Annotated in this window: 19 protein-coding genes and 2 other annotated features; of the genes, 5 read left to right on the top strand and 14 right to left on the bottom strand. The window is 50.2% G+C overall.

The genetic code is table 11. From position 1 onward, the window contains the following. The first annotated feature begins 83 nt into the window (after positions 1-83). The 5 genes from N179_RS01415 to N179_RS01395 all read left to right on the top strand — a co-directional run bounded on the left by N179_RS01415 (position 84) and on the right by N179_RS01395 (position 6,119). On the top strand, positions 84-1,547 hold the full coding sequence (locus tag N179_RS01415; RefSeq protein ID WP_064300273.1) for an alanine/glycine:cation symporter family protein: 1,464 nt from the start codon (positions 84-86) through the stop codon (positions 1,545-1,547). Between the two features lie 137 nt (positions 1,548-1,684). Next, positions 1,685-2,578, top strand: coding sequence for a diacylglycerol/lipid kinase family protein (locus N179_RS01410; RefSeq protein WP_035398267.1), 894 nt, complete (start codon positions 1,685-1,687; stop codon positions 2,576-2,578). Between the two features lie 247 nt (positions 2,579-2,825). Further along, on the top strand, positions 2,826-3,542 hold the full coding sequence (locus N179_RS01405; protein WP_023467606.1) for a M23 family metallopeptidase: 717 nt from the start codon (positions 2,826-2,828) through the stop codon (positions 3,540-3,542). A gap of 116 nt (positions 3,543-3,658) precedes the next feature. Next, positions 3,659-5,632 carry a penicillin-binding transpeptidase domain-containing protein gene (locus N179_RS01400; protein WP_075642033.1) on the top strand — a complete coding sequence of 658 codons (1,974 nt, stop codon included), beginning with the start codon at positions 3,659-3,661 and terminating at the stop codon, positions 5,630-5,632. Positions 5,633-5,648: 16 nt separating this feature from the next. Continuing rightward, complete coding sequence (locus tag N179_RS01395) at positions 5,649-6,119, top strand: GNAT family N-acetyltransferase (RefSeq protein ID WP_075642032.1); 471 nt, start codon at positions 5,649-5,651, stop codon at positions 6,117-6,119. Between the two features lie 264 nt (positions 6,120-6,383). Here N179_RS01395 and trpA read toward each other — a convergent pair whose 3' ends face one another. The 14 genes from trpA to yqiS all read right to left on the bottom strand — a co-directional run bounded on the left by trpA (position 6,384) and on the right by yqiS (position 21,186). Next, the gene (gene trpA, locus N179_RS01390; protein ID WP_075642031.1) at positions 6,384-7,166 is read right to left on the bottom strand and encodes a tryptophan synthase subunit alpha; all 783 of its coding nucleotides are present in this window, start codon (positions 7,164-7,166) and stop codon (positions 6,384-6,386) included. Beyond that, positions 7,166-8,362, bottom strand: coding sequence for a tryptophan synthase subunit beta (gene trpB / locus N179_RS01385; RefSeq protein ID WP_023467602.1), 1,197 nt, complete (start codon positions 8,360-8,362; stop codon positions 7,166-7,168). Before trpB ends, trpA begins: the two co-directional genes overlap by 1 nt. Next, entirely contained in the window at positions 8,359-8,928 is a 570-nt protein-coding gene (locus N179_RS01380; protein ID WP_041255030.1) for a phosphoribosylanthranilate isomerase, read from the bottom strand. The genes trpB and N179_RS01380 overlap by 4 nt, the downstream gene beginning before the upstream one ends. Beyond that, the gene (trpC, locus tag N179_RS01375) at positions 8,925-9,692 is read right to left on the bottom strand and encodes an indole-3-glycerol phosphate synthase TrpC (RefSeq protein WP_041255028.1); all 768 of its coding nucleotides are present in this window, start codon (positions 9,690-9,692) and stop codon (positions 8,925-8,927) included. The genes N179_RS01380 and trpC overlap by 4 nt, the downstream gene beginning before the upstream one ends. After that, positions 9,689-10,705: an anthranilate phosphoribosyltransferase gene (trpD, locus tag N179_RS01370; protein WP_035398277.1), complete on the bottom strand. Its 1,017-nt coding sequence runs from the start codon at positions 10,703-10,705 to the stop codon at positions 9,689-9,691. Before trpD ends, trpC begins: the two co-directional genes overlap by 4 nt. Before the next feature lie 6 nt (positions 10,706-10,711). After that, positions 10,712-11,278, bottom strand: a complete 567-nt coding sequence (locus N179_RS01365) for an anthranilate synthase component II (protein ID WP_023467600.1) — start codon at positions 11,276-11,278, stop codon at positions 10,712-10,714. Beyond that, on the bottom strand, positions 11,275-12,669 hold the full coding sequence (gene trpE / locus N179_RS01360; RefSeq protein WP_075642030.1) for an anthranilate synthase component I: 1,395 nt from the start codon (positions 12,667-12,669) through the stop codon (positions 11,275-11,277). The genes N179_RS01365 and trpE overlap by 4 nt, the downstream gene beginning before the upstream one ends. Positions 12,670-12,720: 51 nt before the next feature. Next, positions 12,721-12,970: a binding site (T-box leader), on the bottom strand. A 48-nt stretch (positions 12,971-13,018) separates the two neighbouring features. Beyond that, positions 13,019-13,270, bottom strand: a binding site (T-box leader). 56 nt (positions 13,271-13,326) lie between these two features. Next, positions 13,327-14,595, bottom strand: coding sequence for a dihydrolipoamide acetyltransferase family protein (locus tag N179_RS01350; protein WP_075642029.1), 1,269 nt, complete (start codon positions 14,593-14,595; stop codon positions 13,327-13,329). Between the two features lie 14 nt (positions 14,596-14,609). Further along, entirely contained in the window at positions 14,610-15,593 is a 984-nt protein-coding gene (locus N179_RS01345; RefSeq protein ID WP_023467596.1) for an alpha-ketoacid dehydrogenase subunit beta, read from the bottom strand. Continuing rightward, positions 15,590-16,603, bottom strand: a complete 1,014-nt coding sequence (locus N179_RS01340) for a thiamine pyrophosphate-dependent dehydrogenase E1 component subunit alpha (protein ID WP_023467595.1) — start codon at positions 16,601-16,603, stop codon at positions 15,590-15,592. The genes N179_RS01345 and N179_RS01340 overlap by 4 nt, the downstream gene beginning before the upstream one ends. A 13-nt stretch (positions 16,604-16,616) precedes the next feature. After that, complete coding sequence (lpdA, locus tag N179_RS01335; protein ID WP_023467594.1) at positions 16,617-18,038, bottom strand: dihydrolipoyl dehydrogenase; 1,422 nt, start codon at positions 18,036-18,038, stop codon at positions 16,617-16,619. Next, complete coding sequence (gene buk / locus N179_RS01330; RefSeq protein WP_075642618.1) at positions 18,008-19,111, bottom strand: butyrate kinase; 1,104 nt, start codon at positions 19,109-19,111, stop codon at positions 18,008-18,010. The genes lpdA and buk overlap by 31 nt, the downstream gene beginning before the upstream one ends. 16 nt (positions 19,112-19,127) lie before the next feature. Then, positions 19,128-20,252 carry a Leu/Phe/Val dehydrogenase gene (locus N179_RS01325; RefSeq protein WP_023467593.1) on the bottom strand — a complete coding sequence of 375 codons (1,125 nt, stop codon included), beginning with the start codon at positions 20,250-20,252 and terminating at the stop codon, positions 19,128-19,130. A 13-nt stretch (positions 20,253-20,265) separates the two neighbouring features. Then, positions 20,266-21,186, bottom strand: a complete 921-nt coding sequence (yqiS, locus tag N179_RS01320) for a phosphate butyryltransferase (RefSeq protein ID WP_041255026.1) — start codon at positions 21,184-21,186, stop codon at positions 20,266-20,268. Position 21,187: the final 1 nt, after the last annotated feature.

The raw sequence follows: 21,187 nt of genomic DNA, 5'->3' as shown, positions 1-21,187 counted from the left end.
TTTATTTTGTTGTTGCTTATTTTCAGAAAATTCGTATAATTTAGCGTATAGCTTTTATTATTCTTTGGGAGGAATACACCATCATGAACGCCATTCAGCAAGTCATTCAAGGAAGTGTCGATTACGCCAACAACATTTTATGGTCGTATGTATTAATCGCTGTATTGATCGGCGGCGGGATCTACTTCACGATCCGAACTGGCTTCATCCAATTCACTTACTTAAAAGAGATGTTCCGCGTCACGCTCGATAAAAGTGAACAAACAACAGACGATAAAGGAGAAAGCATCACTTCTCTCCAGTCATTCTTCATCGGTGCTGCGACACGGATCGGTACGGGTAACCTTGCCGGTGTCACGATTGCCGTCACACTCGGTGGACCAGGTGCCGTCTTCTGGATGTGGATGGTCGCTCTCTTAGGGGGCGCGACGGCTCTCATCGAAAGTACACTGGCTCAAGTCTATAAAGTACGCGATACGAAATCGAACGCATACCGTGGTGGTCCCGCCTACTACATCGAAAAAGGCTTGAAGAACCGAGCTCTCGGAATCGTCTTTGCAATCTTGATTGCTGTGACGTTCGGCCTTATCTTCAACTCCGTTCAATCAAACACGATTGCCGCTGCCTTTGACAATGCGTTCGGTATCAACACAGCTGTCGTCGGTGCAGCACTCGTCGTCTTGACGGGACTCGTCATCTTTGGTGGTGTCCACCGCGTCGCGAAGTTCTCTGCAATCATCGTTCCTATCATGGCAGGTCTCTACTTGATTGCTGCTCTTTATGTCGTCGTTACGAACCTGACGGAACTTCCTGGTGTGTTCGCAATGATTTTCAAAAGTGCCTTCGGAATCGAGCAAGCATTCGGTGGCTCGGTCGGTGCTGCGATCTCACTCGGTGTCAAACGCGGATTGTTCTCAAACGAAGCCGGAATGGGATCTGCTCCGAACGCTGCTGCTGCGGCTGAAGTCTCTCACCCAGCAAAACAAGGTTTCTTACAAACACTTGGTGTATTCCTTGATACATTGATCGTCTGTACAGCGACAGCAACGATCATTCTCCTCAGTGATAGTTATGCTGCTGGAAATGGCGAAGGAATCGGCATGTTGCAAAACGCGCTCTCCGAAGAATTTGGTGCGATTGCTCCACCATTCATCGCACTCAGCGTCTTCTTGTTTGCTTTTAGTTCGATCGTTGGTAGCTACTACTACGGCGAAACGAACATCGAATTCATTAAACAAAGTCCTGCAGCCGTCTTCGGTTTCCGGATTGCGACAATGGGCTTCGTCTTCATTGGATCTGTCCTCAGCCTAGGTATGGTATGGAGCTTTGCCGATCTCTTCATGGCAGGCATGACATTGATCAATATGACAGCGATTCTCCTCTTGAGCGGCATCGCCCTCAAAGTCATTAAAGATTATCAGGAACAACGGAAACAGGGACTCGATCCTGTCTTCTCAGCAAAAGCACTCGGGATCGAAAATACGGAGTGTTGGGATGTTGAAGAAGAAGCACGTCCTGCGGCTGGTGAAGTGCCACCATCACAATAAATCACTTCTGAGTTCGAACTTCAACACCGAGTAAGCCATGTGCCTACTCGGTGTTTTTATTTGTCAAAAAGAATTTGGATTATGTTTTCATCGGACAGGGAAAAAGTCAACAGATTGTCCTGAAGGAGGAATTCATCTTGTCTCAAGCCATGTTGATCATCAACCCGTCTTCTGGTAAAGAACTCGGAAAAAAACACGCGACGCTCGCTGAAGAGACGCTTGCTACTCGCTTTGAAACCGTCGACGTTCGGTTTACGGAAAAAGAACACGATGCGACGGAATTCGCGCGTCATGCTGCTCAGTCTAATTACGACGCTGTCATCGCCATGGGAGGTGACGGAACGGTCAATGAAGTCATCACCGGAATCGCCGAGCAACCGCATCGGCCAACACTCGGGATCGTCCCACTCGGAACGGTCAATGACTTATCGCGCGCATTACACATCCCGACGGATCCCGAAGAGGCGATCCAGATTCTAGCTGATGCCCCTGCCCGACCGCTCGATATCGGTAAATATGATGACCATTACTTCATGAACGTCATCGCTGTTGGTCTGATTGCAGAAGCCGTTGAGGAGGTCAGTGTCGAACAAAAAACGTCACTCGGATCGGTCGCTTATTTCATTGAAGGTCTAAAAGCCTTCAAGGATCATAGCCCCTATCCGATTGAAATTGATTCTGCTGAGAAACAATTCGATGGAGAAGCACACTTGTTGATTATCGCCTTGACGAATTCCGTTGGTGGGTTCGAATCCTTTGCAGAAGACGCAAAAGTCGATGATGGACTGTTGCATGGGTTCATCATTACGAAGCTTGGATTCTTTGATGCGCTCCAAGCATTACCCAAACTCATCACGGGTGGATTATCAAAAGCCGATCAAATCGAACACTTCACGACGACACGTGTCGAAATTCGCTCGAAAGAAGAATTGCCGATTAATGCCGATGGGGATACAGCAGGTCATGTTCCCGTGACTGTCGAGGTACTCCCACAACATTTGACTGTGTTTTCACCCTCTTCCATTGAATAACAGTATAGGTTTCATAGAAAAAAGAACTGACTCTTCGTCAGTTCTTTTTTTACTTATTAATCCATTACAATATATGTTAATAACGCATAATTTTGAAATACATTTGAAATATTTTTGTGTTATTGACGATGCTATAATCATCTCAGGCGAAAAATCATTCCCTAAAATAAATAAATATACATAAAATCTTACAATTTTGTAATGATCCGTTCTGTCGCTTCAGATTTTTAAGGAGGAAATACACTCAATGAAACGTTTACTTACAACAATGACAATGACAGCTTTGGTAGTTTCAGGTTTTGCAACAACGAGTGCTTCGAAAGTTGAAGCTGCAACGACATATAAGGTAAAGGTCACAGCGGACGGGCTTCGTGTCCGTACAGGTCCATCAACGGCTTATAAAATCGTCGGTAGCGTCAATACAGGACAGACATTCAATTATCTCGGTGTTTCCGGTTCATGGACGAAAATTTCGTACGGCGGCGCATCACGCTATGTTTCTTCTACATATGTTAAAAAGTACAGTACGACGACTTCGTCAAAAGCAACGACTGGTTTCTCGCGTCCAGCAAGTGGTCCAATCACGCAAGGATATGGTGCTGCGAGTGGCGTTTACGGTTATACGTTCCATAACGGCATCGATATCGGTGCTCCAACAGGCACACCTGTCTATGCATCGGCTGCCGGTAAAGTCATCACATCCCGTTATTACGGCGCATACGGAAATCATGTCATGATGACACATACGGTGAACGGTATCCAGTACACGACAGTATATGCACACTTGAACAGTCGCTCTGTCTCAGTCGGACAAACGATTGCTAAAGGATCGAAAATCGGTACGATTGGTGCGACAGGTAACGCATTCGGTGCGCATCTCCACTTCGAAATGCATCGTGGTCCATACGTCTACAGCGGAACGTCTGCTGCAAACAGTGTCAATCCACTCAATTACTTCAACTAAGCTTGATTCACCGGACTTCTCTCCATGAGAAGTCCGGTTTTGTGTTTCAGATGAAATCTCCTGACAGGAGTGGTACGGTATGATTATGAGTCTAATCCACAACGGAGGCGAAACCCATGAAACGAACGATCCCTCTTCTTTTATCAGCGACGTTTGGTGTGACGTTACTTGCCGGTTGTCAAGATCAGCCGACACCTGAAGAACGGCTTGATGCCTACATCAAACTTTGGGAGAAACAAGATTACGATAAGATGTATACGTACGCGAGTACGGCTACTAAAAAAGAATACGGCAAAAAAGAATTCATCGACCGGACAAAACAGTTGTCGAAAACGCTTGATATCAAAAAGTTATCCGTCGAACGGAAGAAAGCAAAGGAAGCAACGGATGACGAAAAAGCGTCCCTTCCTGTGCGGATCTCTTTTGATACGGTGGCAGGAGCCGTTGCTTATGATAAACAAGTCCCGTTAACATTCGAGAAACAAGGAGAAACAGAAAACTGGTTCATCGACTGGGATTCTTCGTTTGTTCTAAAAGACTTTAAGAAAGAAGACAAGGTTCAGTTACAAACCGTTGAAGGGAAACGCGGTGATTTGCTTGATGCGAACAATAAACCGCTCGCGACCTCTGGTAAAGGATATGCTGTCGGCGCAACTGCAGGACAACTTAAAGATGTCACACAAGTTGCCAAGTTGCTCGATCGCCCGACCTCATCGGTCGAAGATTCCTTAAAAGCAAGTTGGGTCAAGGACGGACAATTCGTTCCGCTCAAAACACTGACCGACGAAGCAACGGTTGCGAAATTGCGTGACATTCCAGGTATCAGCGTCAAAGAGACGGAAGTCCGAACATATCCGCTCGGGAAGGCCGCTTCACACTTGATCGGTTATATCGGTTCAGCGACAGCAGACGAGATTAAAGAATCAAAAAATAAAATCCAAGCTGGCGAACAGGTCGGGAAACGGGGTCTCGAACAAATCCTTGATGATCGGTTACGCGGTAAAGCCGGAGCTTCGATCATTCTACAAAAGAAAGACGGATCAAGCGTCACCGTCGCTGAAACGAAACCGTCCGATGGTGAGGATATCCCGTTGACGATTGATGCTACGCTTCAGAAAAAGACGTATGACACGATGAAAGAGGATCCAGGAACGGCATCGGCAATCGATCCGCGGACTGGCGAGACACGTGTCTTACTCAGCTCCCCTGGCTTTGATCCTTCTGAATTCATGTCAGGGATCTCGCAAGCGCGACTCGATGAATTGACGCAGGATCCGGATCAACCATTGTTGAACCGATTCACGAGTGCTTTCGCACCCGGTTCGACCCAAAAACCCCTAACGGCCGCCGTTGGCTTAAAGAGTGGAACACTCGACCCGGAAAAAGCCTATACAATCAATGGACTGAAAAATAAGATCGATGGTTTTAACGTCACGCGGATTCACGAGACGCCAGCACCCGTTAATCTGCACAATGCGCTCGTTTATTCAGATAACATCTATTTCGCCCGCTCCACACTCGAACAGGTCGGAACGAAGGCGTTCACGTCTGGACTTGAAGCCCTCGGCTACGGAGAGAAGCTACCGTTTGCGTATCCGTTACGCGCTTCTCAAATCTCAAACGACGGGACGATCGCTTCAGATGGACAGCTGATGGATACGTCCTACGGACAAGGACAGATGCTGACGAACATTCTCCATCTAGCGTCGATGTATGAAATTTTCCTGACAGATGGAACAATCTATCGTCCGACCCTTTTACAAGAGGAAAAAACGAAGCAAGTCTTCAAAAAGGATCTACTGGATGCGAAAGACGCGAAGATGATTCGCGATGATCTCTATGACGTCGTTCATAACGGTTATACACTCCCAGCTGACATCAAGGAAGTCGATGTTGCCGGTAAGACCGGAACGGCTGAATTGAAAAAAGCAGGTGAAACCGATGGAAAAGAGAATGGCTTCTTTGTCGGTTACGACAACGACAAAAAAGATCTTCTCGTTGCCATCATGATCGAATCGGTCGAAAAAGAAGATCGCGGCAGTCCGTATGTATCGGGACTCGTCGCCGAAGTACTCAAACAAAATCGATGATCGGAGTGATTTCTTGATGATCCGCACGAGCCGTACTTCAGACCTCCCTGTCCTGCTTTCTTTGACGGCAGAGACGTTCGAGCATCATAAGCGGTTATCGTCTCATTTTCATCCGGATGTTTTGACGCCATACACGCTCGAGTCCTTAAGACAAACGCTTGATTCAGAACAACACCTCTGTCTGACGGCACTCAACGGAGACGACATTACCGGTTACTTGTTTGGTAAATGGACGGCGCCAGCAGCCAATCGATTCACGCCAGTCCGGATCTTGAACATCACTGACGTCGGTGTCACCTCATCCCATCGTTCATCCGGAATTGGTCGCCAGTTAATGCAGGCGGCAGAAGAACTCGCGCTCGAGCGAGGTGTTGCTGCGGTTCGATTGAACGTCTGGGCGGTCAACGATCGTGCCGCTACATTTTATGAGGAACTCGGATTCGAACCGCTGTATACGAGCTTGCAGAAGTCGCTCGTTCAACAGTGACATCTATACGAAAAAGAAGCTGACTCAAAAAAAGAATGACGCGTCTTTTCACACCCTTTCCTCAGGTGAGACACAAGCCATCTTTCCTGCTTCATTCAAGCAGAAAAGCGGGTCTTGTTCGTCTCTAACAGCGCATAAATGCGCCTGATCCTGTAAGAGTGGTGTGTGACGCGTCATTCTTTTTGTTACGAGATAAGGGTGGCAGATCATCATTCTGCCACCCTTATCTTTGTATAGACTGACTTTTGAGTCAGGTCCTTTTTATTAATGCGACGGCGTCGTCGCAAGACGTGCTGCCATCAACTGTTGAATTGTTTCTCGATCGTTCTGATGCAGTAAATCGACGATTTTACTGCCGACGATGACCCCCGAGACTGGGCGGCTCAATTGTTTGACGTGTTCCGGTGTACTGATCCCGAACCCGGCAAGGACTGGTACTGGACTATTTTCTGCGACGTTCGCTAAGTGGTCTTCAAGCGCCGTATCAAACGTCGTCTGTCCACCTGTCGTTCCGTTGACCGTGACCGCATAGAGGAATCCTTCACTTTTATCGGCAATCTTTTGAATCCGCTCCATCGGACTCGTCAAGGAGACGAGCTGGACGAGCGCGATGTCCGATTTGTCCTCTTGCTCGAAAAACTGTTCGCTCTGCTCAAGCGGCAAATCAGGAATGATCAGTCCATCGACCCCGACTTTGCGACATGTCGCTAGAAACGCCGTTAATCCGTAGCGGAAAATCGGATTTAAGTACGTCATCAAGACGACAGGAACATCGACGGTCTGACGAGCAACGCGAACTGCCTCGAGGACATCCTTCAGTCCAACGTTCGCTTCTAGTGCCCGAAGTCCCGCTTCTTGAATGACTGGACCGTCAGCGACAGGATCCGAAAACGGAACACCGACTTCAATCGCTGTCGCTCCGGATTCAGCGAGAAACGACAGGATTTCCGGGAGTTGATCAATCCCTCCGTCTCCCCCCATGACGTACGGAATGAAGGCTTTCTCCCCTTGGCTCGTAACGGTACGAATGGCTGTTTCTAATCGCATCACGCTTCCCCCTTTAGTGCGTTTCTGACAGTGACGACGTCTTTATCGCCCCGTCCTGATAAGCAGATGACGAGAATCTCTTCCTTGTCCATCTCTGCCGCGAGTTGAGTCGCGTAGGCAATCGCGTGTGCCGACTCAAGTGCCGGGATGATTCCCTCCTTGCGGCTCAACAACTGGAGTGCTTCGAGTGCTTGTTCATCGGTCACCGCTTCATATTGGACGCGACCGATATCTTTTAGCAAGCTATGCTCCGGACCGACACCCGGGTAATCGAGTCCAGCTGAGATCGAGTGCGCTTCTTGTACTTGACCGTGTGCATCCTGTAAGAGATACATCATCGAGCCATGCAAGACACCGACCTCTCCTTTTGTCATCGTCGCTGCGTGTTTTTCTGTGTCGATTCCGCTGCCCGCTGCTTCGATTCCGTACAATTTTACATCTGTATCATCGATGAACGGATGGAACATCCCGATTGCGTTACTACCACCGCCGACACAAGCGACGATTGCCTCCGGCAGACGCCCCTCTTTTTCGATGATTTGACGTCGTGTCTCTTTTCCGATGACCGCTTGGAAGTCACGGACGAGTTGTGGGAATGGGTGGGGGCCGAGAACAGAACCCATCAAGTAATGCGTGTCTTCGACATGTTTGACCCAGTAACGGAGTGCTTCATTGACGGCATCTTTAAGTGTCCGACTGCCTTGTGTGACCGGGATGACGGTTGCTCCAAGTAACTCCATCCGGAAGACGTTCAACTCTTGACGACGGACGTCCTCTTCTCCCATGAAGATGACACACTCGAGATCGAGTAAGGCACAGACCGTCGCAGTCGCGACACCGTGTTGTCCTGCCCCTGTCTCAGCAACGATTTTTCGTTTCCCCATCCGTTCAGCCAATAACGCTTGACCGATCGTATTGTTGATTTTATGGGCACCGGTATGGTTCAAGTCTTCTCGTTTCAAATAGATCTTTGCGCCACCGATCGTTTGCGTCAAATGTTCGGCAAAATAAAGTGGTGTTTCACGTCCGACGTATTCTTTCAATAACTCGTCCATTCGCGCTTGAAACGCTGGATCTTCTTTTACCGTTGCGTAAGCTTCTTCGAGTTCGATCACCGCGTGCATCAATGTTTCCGGGATGTAGCGTCCTCCGTATTTACCGTATTGTCCGAGTGTATCTGGTTGTGCGTAGCTCATACTTCTCTCTCCTTTACGGCATCTGCGAATGCCTGCATTTTGATGGGATCTTTCCGTCCATCCGTCTCGATGCCACTTGAGACATCGACGGCGAACGGGTGATATCGTTTGATTGCTTCTCCGACGTTTCCTGCTGTCAAGCCACCGGCAATGAATAGTGGACGATCGGCTTGAATGTCTCGTGACCAGTCGAATGTCTCGCCACTTCCAGCAACCGGTGCGTCGACGAGCAAATACTCCGTCTGTTGCTCTATTTCTGCGATGTTCGTTACCGGAATCGCTTGAATGACGGGAACTGGTATCTCTCCGTCCGGAATGACACCATGAATTTGGACGAGATCTAGCGCGACTTGTTCGACGGCGTCGGTCACCTGCTGATAGGTCGGGGAGACGAAGACACCGACGACCTGGACCGTACTCGGAATGTCGCGTCTAAGACGCGCCGCCTCTTCTAGCGTGACCTGTCGTTTGCTTTTAGCAAAGACGAAGCCGATGTAGTCCGCTAAGCGAACTGCCGCTTCGACATGTTCTCTTTCCCGGAGACCACAGAACTTAATCCGTGTCATACGCGAACGCCACTCACTTCTCGAATGAAGACTTGTGGATCGTCTGCCCGCATCAACGTCTCACCTACGAGGATCCCGTCTGCACCGGCAGCGTGTAATCGCTGTGCTTCCTCGACTGTCTTGATGCCACTCTCGCTGATATACCGGACGTCCGGTTGTTTTTGTTCGAGTAATCCGACCGATGTCTGTAAATCGACTTCGAACTTTTTCAAGTTCCGGTTGTTGATGCCAATGATTTGCGCACCGATCGCCTCTGCCCGGCGTAACTCCTCTTCGTCATGGACTTCGACTAAGACCTCAAGTCCTTCCGCGTAAGCATATGCATACAAGTCAGCAAGCGTCTCCTGCTCGAGAGCGGCGACAATTAAGAGAATCAACCGTGCCCCATGTGCTTTTGCCCGGTCAATTTGAATCCGATCAATCATGAAATCCTTACAAAGCACCGGGATGTCGACTGCTGCAGCGACTGCCGCTAAATCGTCCATCGATCCTTTGAAGTACGTCTCGTCCGTCAAGACAGAGATGACAGTCGCCCCACTCGCTTCATATTGTTTGGCCTGAGCGATGACGTCGACGTCGAGTGCGATGGCCCCTTTTGATGGCGAAGCTCGTTTAATTTCCGCGATGACGGATAAATCCGCTCCCGCTAGTCGTTGCTTAATCGACGGCTTCAATGCCTCCCGATCAATCCGTTCGACACCAGTTAATTTTAATTGCAGGACTTCTGTCCGTTTCGTTTCGATGATGCGATCTAAGATATTCATCCGATTGCTTCCTCCCGTGTCATTTGTCGTAATTGATTCAATCGTTCCATCGCCCGTCCTGAGTCGATGCTATCTGCTGCTAAGGCGATCCCTTCTTCGATCGTTTTCGCCCGATTTGCTGCAAAGAGAGCAATTCCCGCATTGAGTAGAACCGTGTCGCGATAAGCACCATGCTCTCCACCAAGAACACGGAGTAAAATCGCCGCATTCTCTTGTGCACTACCTCCGCGAATTGCTTCAAGCGGTGCGGTCTTCAGTCCGACTTCCTCCGGGTGAAGACTGAAGCGGATCAGCTCACCTTCGTCGAGTAAGACGAGTTGGTTCGTTCCGGCAAGGGATGCTTCATCCATTCCATTCGCACCATGTAAGACGATTGCTCGCTTCCGCCCGAGTCGGTGCAATGTCAACGCCATCGTCTCGAGCATATCCTCCCGGTAAATTCCTAATAGTTGTGTCTTGAGCGGGACCGGATTCGTCAACGGTCCGATCAAGTTAAAGATCGTTGGAATCCGCAGATCGCGTCGGACCTTCATGATTTGCTTGACGCGTGGGTGCATCCGTTGCGCAAACAAGAAGGCGATTCCGTTCGACTCGAGCTGTTCTGCTAAACGTTCCGGTGTCGCATCGAGCGAAACCCCGAGTGCTTCGAGCACATCAGCGCTGCCTGTTTTACTTGAGACACTCCGATTTCCGTGCTTTGCGACTTTCATGCCGGCACCGGCTAGAACGAAGGCGGCTGTCGTACTGATGTTGAACGATTGTGAGCCGTCGCCTCCCGTGCCGCAGTTATCCATGAAATCGCCGGTGACTGGAATGTCGAGGGCGACCTCGCGCATGATCGAAGCGAGACCGGCTAATTCTTCTGCAGTCTCCCCTTTTGCTTTCAATGCGACGAGAAAAGCGGCAATTTCGCTATCGGTCACGTCTTCCGCAAACAGTTCGCGTGCTGCCTGTTGCATCTCTTCGTATCGTAAATGTTTCGCTTCTGCTAGTTTCAATAACGTCTCTTTCATCGTTCGTCACTCCTTTGTCAATTCAATGAATCGTTCAATCATCTGCTGTCCTTGTGGTGTTCCGACGGATTCCGGATGGAACTGGATTCCGAACGTCGGATGCGTCCGGTGCTCGAGTGCCATGATTGTCCGGTCATCCGTTTCTGCCGTGATGACGAGCTCCGTCGGTAAGTCGTTTCGAGCGACGATCAGCGAATGATAGCGCATGACCTCTAACGTTTCCGTCATTTCGTCGAAGAGTTGTCCCGATTGTCGAATCATCGATGTCTTCCCGTGCATGATGACCGGTGCTTCGACGACGCGTCCTCCGAATGCTTCGCCGATTGCCTGATGTCCGAGACAGACACCGAGAATCGGTACTCGACCCGATAATTGACGAATGAGATCGATGCAGATGCCAGCGTCAGCCGGGCGACCGGGACCGGGTGAGAGAATGATGCCGTCTGGTTTCATCTCGCGTAGTTCTTCGATGCTGACCGCATCGTTTCGAATGACGTGAACGTCCGTATAAACGGATGCGTATTGGTATAGGTTATAGGTAAAAGAATCATAATTATCAATTAGGATGATCATTTCCAAACCTCCAGTAGTGATTTCGCTTTGTGTAACGTCTCCTGGTACTCGAGGCGTGGAATCGAATCGTAAACGATACCAGCCCCTGCTTGAACAGAAGCGACACCATCCTTGATCACCATCGTCCGGATAGCGAGGGCAAAATCCATATTCCCCCGAACATCGAAATAGCCGACCGCCCCGGCATATACTTCTCGTTTCACCTCTTCATACTGGTCAATCAACTGCATCGCTCGAATTTTCGGAGCTCCCGTGACCGTCCCAGCCGGTAAACAAGAGACGAGTGCGTCTGCGCCGGTCTTTCCGTCCGCTAACGTTCCTTCAACGACAGAAACGAGGTGCATGACGTTCTTGAAGCGCTCGATTTGCATGAATCGCGTCACCTCGACGGTACCAATCTGGCAAATCCGTCCTAAGTCGTTGCGTCCAAGATCGACAAGCATTCGATGTTCCGCTCGTTCCTTCTCGTCGTGCAGCAACTCTTCTGCTAACCGTCCATCTTCCTCTTTCGTCTTCCCCCGGCGGCGTGTACCGGCAATCGGATTCGTCGTCACGCGATTCCCTTTGACTTGGACCAAACTTTCCGGGGAGGCCCCGAGTACGATTGCTTCGCCTAAGTCGATATAGAAGAGATAAGGGCTCGGATTGTCCTTGCGGAGCTTCCGATAAAATTGGAACGGATCACCTGAGAACGTCGCATCAAGTCGTTGCGAGAGAACCAGTTGGAAGACGTCGCCTTGGCGGATGTGTCTCTTCGCTTGTTCGACGAGTCCTTCAAACGTCTCTTGATCCATTAACGGTTCATAGACGACATCCCGGAGTGGACGCTCGATGTCCGTTCGCTCTCGCGGTTGCTCAAGTTGTGCTTTCCGGGCTGCTAGACGTTGACGTAATTCATCACGATCGGTGATGCCACCGAGCGACGTCTGAATCAAATGAACACGATGTTCGAGATGATCGAACAGGATGATTTGGTCGTATACGGCGAGTAGCGCGTCCGGTAGTTGCCTCGTTCGCTCTGGAATATCACCAAGCGTTTCATAGGCGCGCATCATGTCGTAACCGACATATCCGATCCCACCCGCTAAAAACGGAAGGTCTTCTTCAACTCCACCCCGGAGGATCATCTGTTGCATCAGTCGTACTGGATCACCCGTTTCCTGCGTCAATCGACCTGTCGTCAACTGTTCCCGCGTCACGGTCCGTCCCTCTGCGCGAATCATCTCCACCGGATCAACACCGATGATCGAATACCGTCCTTGATCCGTATGCGCAGAACTTTCAAGCAAACATTTCTGTGTTCCGCTCAGTTGTTGAAAAATCATGATCGGCGTCATCTCGTCGCCGTTTAGTTCAAGTTGTTCGATGATAAGTGTGTCTGTCTGAACCATCCCTGTTCGCCTCCTGGAATATAAAAAAGTCCCCCACACAGCGTATGCTGCATGGAGGACGATTATCTCGCGGTGCCACCTCTCGATTGGAACGGTTTGACCGTTCCCACTTTGTCTGATGCGTCTTAATAAGAGACATCATAGCCTACGATAACGGGGGCATCCGTCGCGACCTACTTCTTCGTTCAGCCACGCTCTCATGAGACCATTCACGAAACCTCGCCGTACGGAAGTCGCACCATTCTTCCGCTCTCTGAAACGCCGATGTTGTCTCGCTACTTAACTCACTCTACGATTTGTTCGATTCGATTGTATACGAAAAGGGTCTTCTCGCCCATTCATGTAGAACATGAAGGACGGGAAGACCCGCGGTACCACCTTCGTTGACGATGCTGACACCGTCCCCTTTGAAACGAACCGGACCGTTGTCCTGATTCGTCGACCCCGATAACGGGAGGAACCCGTCAGAGCCTACTACCCATTGAAGGGATTCGGTCTGAAGCTCAGAAGGCCATTCGCTTGTTGCCCGATACTGATTCGCACCACCCATCAGCTCTCTTGAATCGTTTCACAAGTTACTTCTCTTCGTCTTTGCTATCGTGTGTTGAATTGATTCTTATATTACGATGCTTCTTCTTCCCTGTCAACTGGAAAAACTCAATATAGGGAAAGTTGGTTCGGATCAATCGATTCGAGCGCTTGTTTGACAGTTTGTAGGAACTGTCCGGCAACGAGTCCGTCGAGCACCCGGTGGTCGATCGACATACAGAGGTTGACCATGTCGCGTGCTGCAAACATGCCGTTCACCCAAACTGGACGTTTGACGATTGATTCAACGGATAGAATCGCCGCCTGCGGGAAGTTAAGGATCGGTGCTGATTGGATTGAACCGAATGAGCCCGTATTGTTGACCGTAAACGTCCCGCCTTGCATCTCTGCAGACGACAACGTGCCGGCTTGTGCCCGTTTCCCGAAGTCATCAATCGCGCGTGCGATCCCCTTGATGCTTAGTTCATCCGCATTCTTGACGACTGGTACGAACAGAGCGTCCTGCGTCGCGACAGCAAGTGATAGGTTGATCGCTTTCTTTTGAATGATCTTATCTCCCGCCCATGTCGAGTTCATGATTGGATGTTTCTTCAATCCTTCGACTGTCGCCTTCATGAAGAATGGTAAGAACGTCAATTTGACCCCTTCTTGTTTGAAGAACGCATCTTTATGACGATTGCGTGCTTCGACCAAGTTCGTGACATCGACTTCGATCATCAACCAAGCATGTGGCGCTTCGTGTTTCGCGCGAACCATGTTCGAAGCGATCGCTTGACGCACACCGGCAGTCGGAATCTCGATGTCGCCCGTTTCCGTCGGTTGTGGTGCACTGACCGGACGTTTTGGTGCGGGTGGTGCTTCTGCCGGAGGCGCTACCGGAGCCGCTTGCGCTTCCGGTTTTGGTTCCGTTGCTTGTGGTGTCGGGATCGATCCAGACTCGATCAATTTCAAGAGATCTTTCCGGGTAATCCGGCCGCCCGCTCCTGTACCCGTCACTTGTTCAAGATCAATGCCGTGTTCGCCTGATAATTTCAAGACCGCTGGTGAATAGCGTTTTTTCATCGATGTATCAGCCGACGTCGTCTCTTCGACAGCCGGCACTTCTTGTTCGGTCGCCGCGACTTCCGTTGATCCGCCGCTGACTTGCATCGTGACGATCGCGTCACCGACTTGCAACGTATCGCCTTCTTCTGCAAGCAGTTTTTCAATCACACCATCAAACGAAGATGGGACTTCTGCCGTTACCTTATCGGTAATGACTTCTGCAATCGGATCGTATTTTTTGACAGTATCGCCCGGTTTGACGAGCCACATCGAAATCGTCCCTTCTGTGACGCTTTCTCCGAGTTGTGGCATCGTAAGTGTTTCAGTCTTCATCGATCAGTTCCCCCTTAGTATGCGTGCAACGTCCGGATTTTATCTTCGATTTTCTCACTCGAGATGTTGAAGAACTTCTCCATTGTCGGAGCGTATGGCATCGCTGGTACGTCTGGACCACAGAGTCGTTCGATTGGTGCATCGAGATCAAACAATGCTTCTTCTGCAATGATTGCCGACACTTCACTCATGACGCTACCTTCTTTATTATCTTCCGTAACGAGCAGGACTTTCCCCGTCTTTTTCGCCGCTTCGACGACTGCTTCGCGGTCGATTGGATACACCGTCCGCAAGTCAAGGATGTGGACATCGATTCCGTCTTTTTCAAGGCGCGTTGCTGCCTCGAGTGCCATATGGACACACAGACCGTAGGTGATGATCGTCACGTCTTCTCCCTCACGTTTTACGTCTGCTTTACCGATTTCAACGGTATAATCGCCTTCCGGAACATCCCCTTTCAACAGGCGATAACCACGTTTATGCTCAAAGAACAAGACCGGATCATTCGAACGAATCGCTGCCTTTAGCAATCCTTTTGCGTCATATGGATTAGACGGGATGACGATCTTCAGACCAGGCGTCGAGTTGAACATCGCCTCGACCGACTGAGAATGGTAAAGTGCTCCGTGAATTCCGCCGCCGAACGGTGCGCGGATGACGATCGGACACGTCCAGTCATTGTTCGAACGGTACCGAATCTTCGCTGCTTCACTGACGATTTGGTTGACCGCTGGCATGATGAAGTCAGCGAATTGCATTTCAGCAATCGGACGCATGCCGTACATCGCAGCTCCGATTCCGACACCGGCAATCGCACTTTCAGCGAGTGGTGCATCGATGACACGTTCTTCTCCGAATTGTTCGAGCAATCCTTGGGTTGCCCGGAAAACACCACCACGGACACCGACGTCTTCGCCGAGGATGAAGACGGACTCGTCGCGTTCCATCTCTTCTTTGATTGCACTATTGATCGCTTCGATTAAACTTAACGTTGTCATTTCGTTTCCTCCTCGTCGTACACGTAACGTAATGCATTTTCTGGCGCATCGTAAGCTGCTGCTTCCGCATAAGCCGTTGCTTCGTCGACTTCTTTCTCCATCGCTTGTTCGATTTCAGTCGCTGATTCTTCCGTCAGGACGCCCATTTCAATCAGACGCGCCCGGAAGAGTTTGATCCCGTCACGTGCTTTTAAGGCATCGAGTTCTTCCGCAGAACGGTACGATTTATCGTCATCATCCGATGAGTGTGGCACGAGGCGTTCGACTTCAACTTCGATCAAGGTCGGACCTTCTCCCCGTAATCCGCGCTCGCGTGCTTCCTTAACGACCTTATAGACAGCGAGTGGATCGATGCCGTCTACCGTATAGCCAGGCATTCCGTAGCCGATTGCCCGATCAGCGACGTGTTTCGCCGACAGCTGTTTCGAGAGAGGTGTCGAAATCGCGTATTTATTGTTTTCACAGAACAAGATGACCGGGAGTTTATGAATTCCGGCGAAGTTCGCCCCTTCATGGAAGTCTCCTTGGTTTGAAGAGCCCTCTCCGAACGAGACGTAAGCAACGAGTGGTTCCTTACGCATCTTCGCAGCAAGTGCGATCCCGACAGCATGTGGGACTTGTGTCGTGACCGGACTTGAACCCGTGACGATGTTCAAGGCACGTGAACCGTAGTGTCCTGGCATTTGACGACCACCTGAGTTCGGATCTTCTGCCTTTGCGAATGCCGACAGCATGATATCGCGTGACGTTTGACCGAAGTGTAAGACGACGCCTAAATCACGGTAATACGGCAAAATGTAGTCCGTTCCTTTTTCAAGGGCGAACGCTGCACCGACTTGAGCCGCTTCTTGTCCTTGACATGAGACGAGGAAGGGAATTTTACCCGCTCGGTTCAACTTCCACATCCGTTCGTCGATCTTCCGCGCACGGACCATCGTTTCGAACATCTGAATCGCGTCCTGTTCCGTTAATCCGAGTTCTACTAATTCTTTGAATTCTATTTTTTCCATCCGTAATTCCTCCTTAGGCGTGAACCGCGAGTCCGTCGACTGCAAGTGCTGCTTCACCGAATGCTTCTGACAAGGCCGGGTGCGGATGCACGAGCTGTCCGACTTCCCATGCCGTTGCATTGAGTACGAGCGCTAATCCACCTTCACTGATCAGTTCCGTTGCTTTTGGTCCGACGATGTGAACGCCGACAAGATCATCTGTCTTCGCATCGGAGACGAGCTTGATGAAGCCTGCCGCCTCTCCTTCGATCCGCGCTTTCCCTAATCCGTTGAACGAGAAGCTTCCGACCTTAACGTCCATTCCGGCACGTTTCGCTTCGTCTTCCGTCAAACCGACCGATGCCGCTTCCGGTACGCTGTAGATACAACGTGGCACGAACGCATATTCAAGTGGTGTCGTAGTTCCATGGACGATCGCCTCGACCGCTTTGACACCTTCTGCTGACGCGACGTGCGCCAGTTGTAAGCGACCGATGACATCCCCGATCGCATAGATATGTTGATCCTTCGTCCGGAAATGGTCATCTACTTGGATGAAGCCATTTTCGACGACGATATTCGTGTTTTCAATCCCAATGCCTTCGACATTCGCCATTCGACCGATTGCGACAAGCAATTTATCCGCTTCAAGCGTCGTTTGTTCTCCATTACGGTCGATCGCGATCGAGACACCGTCTTCTGACATCCGGAACGTGTCACTTTGTGCAGCTGCGCCGGTATGAATCTTGACGCCCCGCTTTTTCAATTGACGGGCGACTTCACGACTGACTGCCGCATCTTCCGTCGGTAAAATCCGGTCGCTGAATTCGACGACCGTTACTGCGACGTCAAAATCCGTCAACATCGATGCCCATTCGACACCGATGACGCCGCCACCGATGATGACGATCGACTTTGGCAAATCTGCCATATCGAGTGCATCATCCGAGCTGAGGACATACTCTGAATCAAAAGCGAGTCCGTTCAATGGACGTGGACGCGACCCTGTCGCGACGATCAATTGACGCGGAAGGATCAACTCGCCTTCGCCTTCTTCCGGCTCAACGCTGATCGTTCCCGGCATCGGTGAAAAGATACTTGGTCCAAGAATCGAACCCCGACCATGAAAGACTTCAATCTTTCCTTTTTTCATCAGATGCTGAATGCCTGCCTCTAATCCATCTACGATCTCTTGTTTCCGTTGTTTGACCTGTTCGAATCGTAAAAACGATTCCGGTACGTCCACGCCATATGTAGCAGCGTGTTTGACCGTCTGATAGACTGCTGCTGATTTCAAAAAGGCTTTAGATGGGATACAGCCACGATGTAAGCATGTCCCGCCTAATTTTCCTTGTTCCACGATTGCTACCGACTTCCCGGCTTGTGCCGCACGAATCGCGGCGACATATCCACCGGGTCCGCCACCTAGGACAACGACGTCGAATTCTCTAGCCATGTTGGTTCGCCTCCATATTCCTTAACTTCTTCTTCCCCACGTAAGACACGCAACACTCCTTCTGCGAGCGCCTGCAACTCATCTTCACCAGGACTACGTACGACTTGACCGAGGTGGACGATGCGTTCTTCGATCGCACGCGTCAATCGATCACTATAGGCAAGTCCGCCTGTTAGGATGATCGCGTCGATCTGCCCGAACAAGACGGCACTTTGACCAGCGATCTCTTTTGCGATCCGGTACGCCATCGCGTCATATAACAATGCCGCTTTTTCATCGCCTTCTTCAATCCGGCGCTCGATCTCAATCGCGTCAAACGTTCCCAAGTGCGCGACAAGTCCGCCTGACCCAACGACCAGACGCTTCATCTCTTCAAGTTTATACTTGGTACTATAACATAGTTCTACTAGTTGACCAATAGGTAGCGATCCGCTGCGTTCTGGCGAAAACGGTCCTTCTCCATCGAGCCCGTTGTTGACATCGATGACACGCCCCTCTTGGTGCGCACCGACCGTAATCCCGCCGCCCATGTGTGCGATGATCAGGCGCAGTTCCTCATAGGGACGCCCGATTTCCTTCGCGTACCGCTTCGCGACAGCTTTTTGATTCAAAGCATGGAAAATACTCTTTCGTTCAAGTTCAGGTAAGCCTGTAATCCGCGCAATCGGCTCGAGTTCGTCAACGACGACTGGATCAACGATGAACGATGGGATATCGAGTGTCCGAGCAATCTCATCCGCGAGGAGTCCGCCGAGATTCGAGGCATGGACGCCAAAAATACCGCTGAGTAAGTCTTCTCGCATTTCTCGATTGACGGCATACGTACCACTGACGAGCGGCCGGAGTAGTCCTCCGCGACCCACGACTGCAGTAAGCGCTTTCAAATCAATCTGCTCTTCAGACAATACTTCGAGTAACACATGACGACGCATCTCCAGCTGCGCTGGAAGCGGTCCTCCGACCGCCTCCGCTGGATGGCGTAACGTCTTCGTGAACACCTGGTTCGCCCCTTCGAAGATACCGATCTTCGTCGACGTCGAACCGGGATTAATCGTTAAAATACGTTCGCTCATGGATATCCTCCTCTGATCAGCCACGTGATCCTAGAATGTTTTTATCACGACGCAAGAATTGGCTGCGGGCACTGCGCATCGTTGCGATACGCTCTTCTGCCATTTTCTCAGCCGCACGGTATGTCGGTAAATGATCGCGTTTTGCGATTTCGAACACTTTCGTGACCGCATCGTAGACGAGTTCAACTTTTTTCATGGCACGATCACGGTTGTATCCATCGAGTTCATCGGCAACGTTGATGACACCACCAGCATTGATGACGAAGTCTGGTACGTATAAAATATCGCGTTCTTCGAGCATGTCACCGTGACGGTCTTCTTTGAGTTGGTTATTTGCTGCACCGGCGATGATCTTGACTTTCAATTGTGGAATCGTCTCGTCGTTCAATGTCGCACCGAGGGCACATGGTGCGAAGATATCTGCTTCGACACTGTAGATGTCTTCTGGTGCGACGATCAAGGCACCGAATGCTTCTTCTGCACGTTGAAGTGCTTCTTGATTGATGTCTGTGACGATCAGTTTCGCCCCTTCTTCATGTAAATGACGGCATAGATTAAAGGCAACGTTACCGACACCTTGGATCGCAATCGTTTTTCCACCAAGTGAATCTGTTCCGTACACTTCTTTTGCCGCTGCTTTCATTCCACGATAGACACCGTATGCCGTAACCGGTGATGGGTTACCACTTGATCCGAATGCTGGGCTGACACCAGTAACGAAATCTGTCTCCATGTGGATGTAATCCATGTCTGCAACTGTCGTATTGACATCTTCTGCTGTGATGTAACGACCGTTCAGTGACTGGACGTAACGTCCGAATGCCCGGAAGAGTGCTTCTGACTTTTGTGTCTTCGCATCGCCGATGATGACCGCTTTACCACCACCAAGGTTCAACCCAGCGGCTGCGTTCTTATACGTCATTCCTTTTGATAAACGGAGCGCATCAATCAATGCCTCTTCGTCTGATGCATAGTTCCACATGCGAAGTCCACCGAGTGCCGGTCCGAGTGTCGTGTCATGAATCGCAATGATTGCTTTTAATCCTGATACTTTATCGTGGCAAAAAACGACTTGTTCGTAATCTTCCATCTCCATTGTTTCAAAGATGCTGAAGCGTGACTCTACGTTTGTTTCGACCATTTTAAGTTCCTCCTCAGATTGTTTGTTTTACTTTTTTCGTCTGTTGGGCATTTAATAGCGCAAAGGCTAGTGAGTACATTTTTGCTTCTGCTGTATCGGCACGGCTGGTCAAAACGACTGGCGCCCGCGCTCCGACGAGAATCGCCGCAACCGAGGCATGTGCGAAATACATGAGTGATTTGTAGATGACGTTTCCGACTTCAATTTGCGGAACGACGAGTAAATCCGCCTGACCTGCTACGTCTCCCGTTAGCCCTTTTTGCTGGGCAGCGACGAGATTTACGGCATTGTCGAGTGCGAGTGGTCCGTCTACAAGGCAATCCTTGATTTGACCACGTCGGTTCATTTGTGTTAGCAGAGCGGCATCAATCGTTGCCTGCATCGTTGGATTGACGACTTCGACAGCTGCTAAGACTGCGACTTTTGGTAAGCCGTATCCAAGCGCTCGTAAGGCGGAGACACCGTTTTCGATGATCTTTACTTTGTCTTCGAGTGTCGGTTGGATGTGAATCGCTGCATCGGTTAATCCGATTGCTGATTCACGCCCCGGTACTTCGAACAAGGCGACATGCGACAAGACATTCCCTGAACGCAGACCCGTTTCTTTGTTCAAGACAGCTTTCATGAACGTTGCTGTCGGAACAAGACCTTTCATCAAGACGCTCGCATCCCCTTTGCGAACGGCATGAGCGGCACGCTCTGCCGCTTCTTGTGATGTAGAAGTGTGCGTGATCACGAACTGTGACTCTCGTAATGCTCGTTTTTGAATCATCTGCTGAATCCGTGTCGCATCCCCGAACAAATGAAAACGTGCTAAATCGTTCTCAATTGCTAATGCGACAGCATCCATCACTTCTTCGTCATCCGCAGCTGCAATCGCAACGACGGAATCTTCGAGTCGAGCTGCCTGCTCGACCATTTCACTGAATCTCACC

This window comes from Exiguobacterium indicum HHS 31, assembly GCF_001939065.1.
GTDB classification, from domain to species: domain Bacteria; phylum Bacillota; class Bacilli; order Exiguobacteriales; family Exiguobacteriaceae; genus Exiguobacterium_A; species Exiguobacterium_A indicum.
This window is presented reverse-complemented; position numbering and strand designations above follow the sequence as displayed.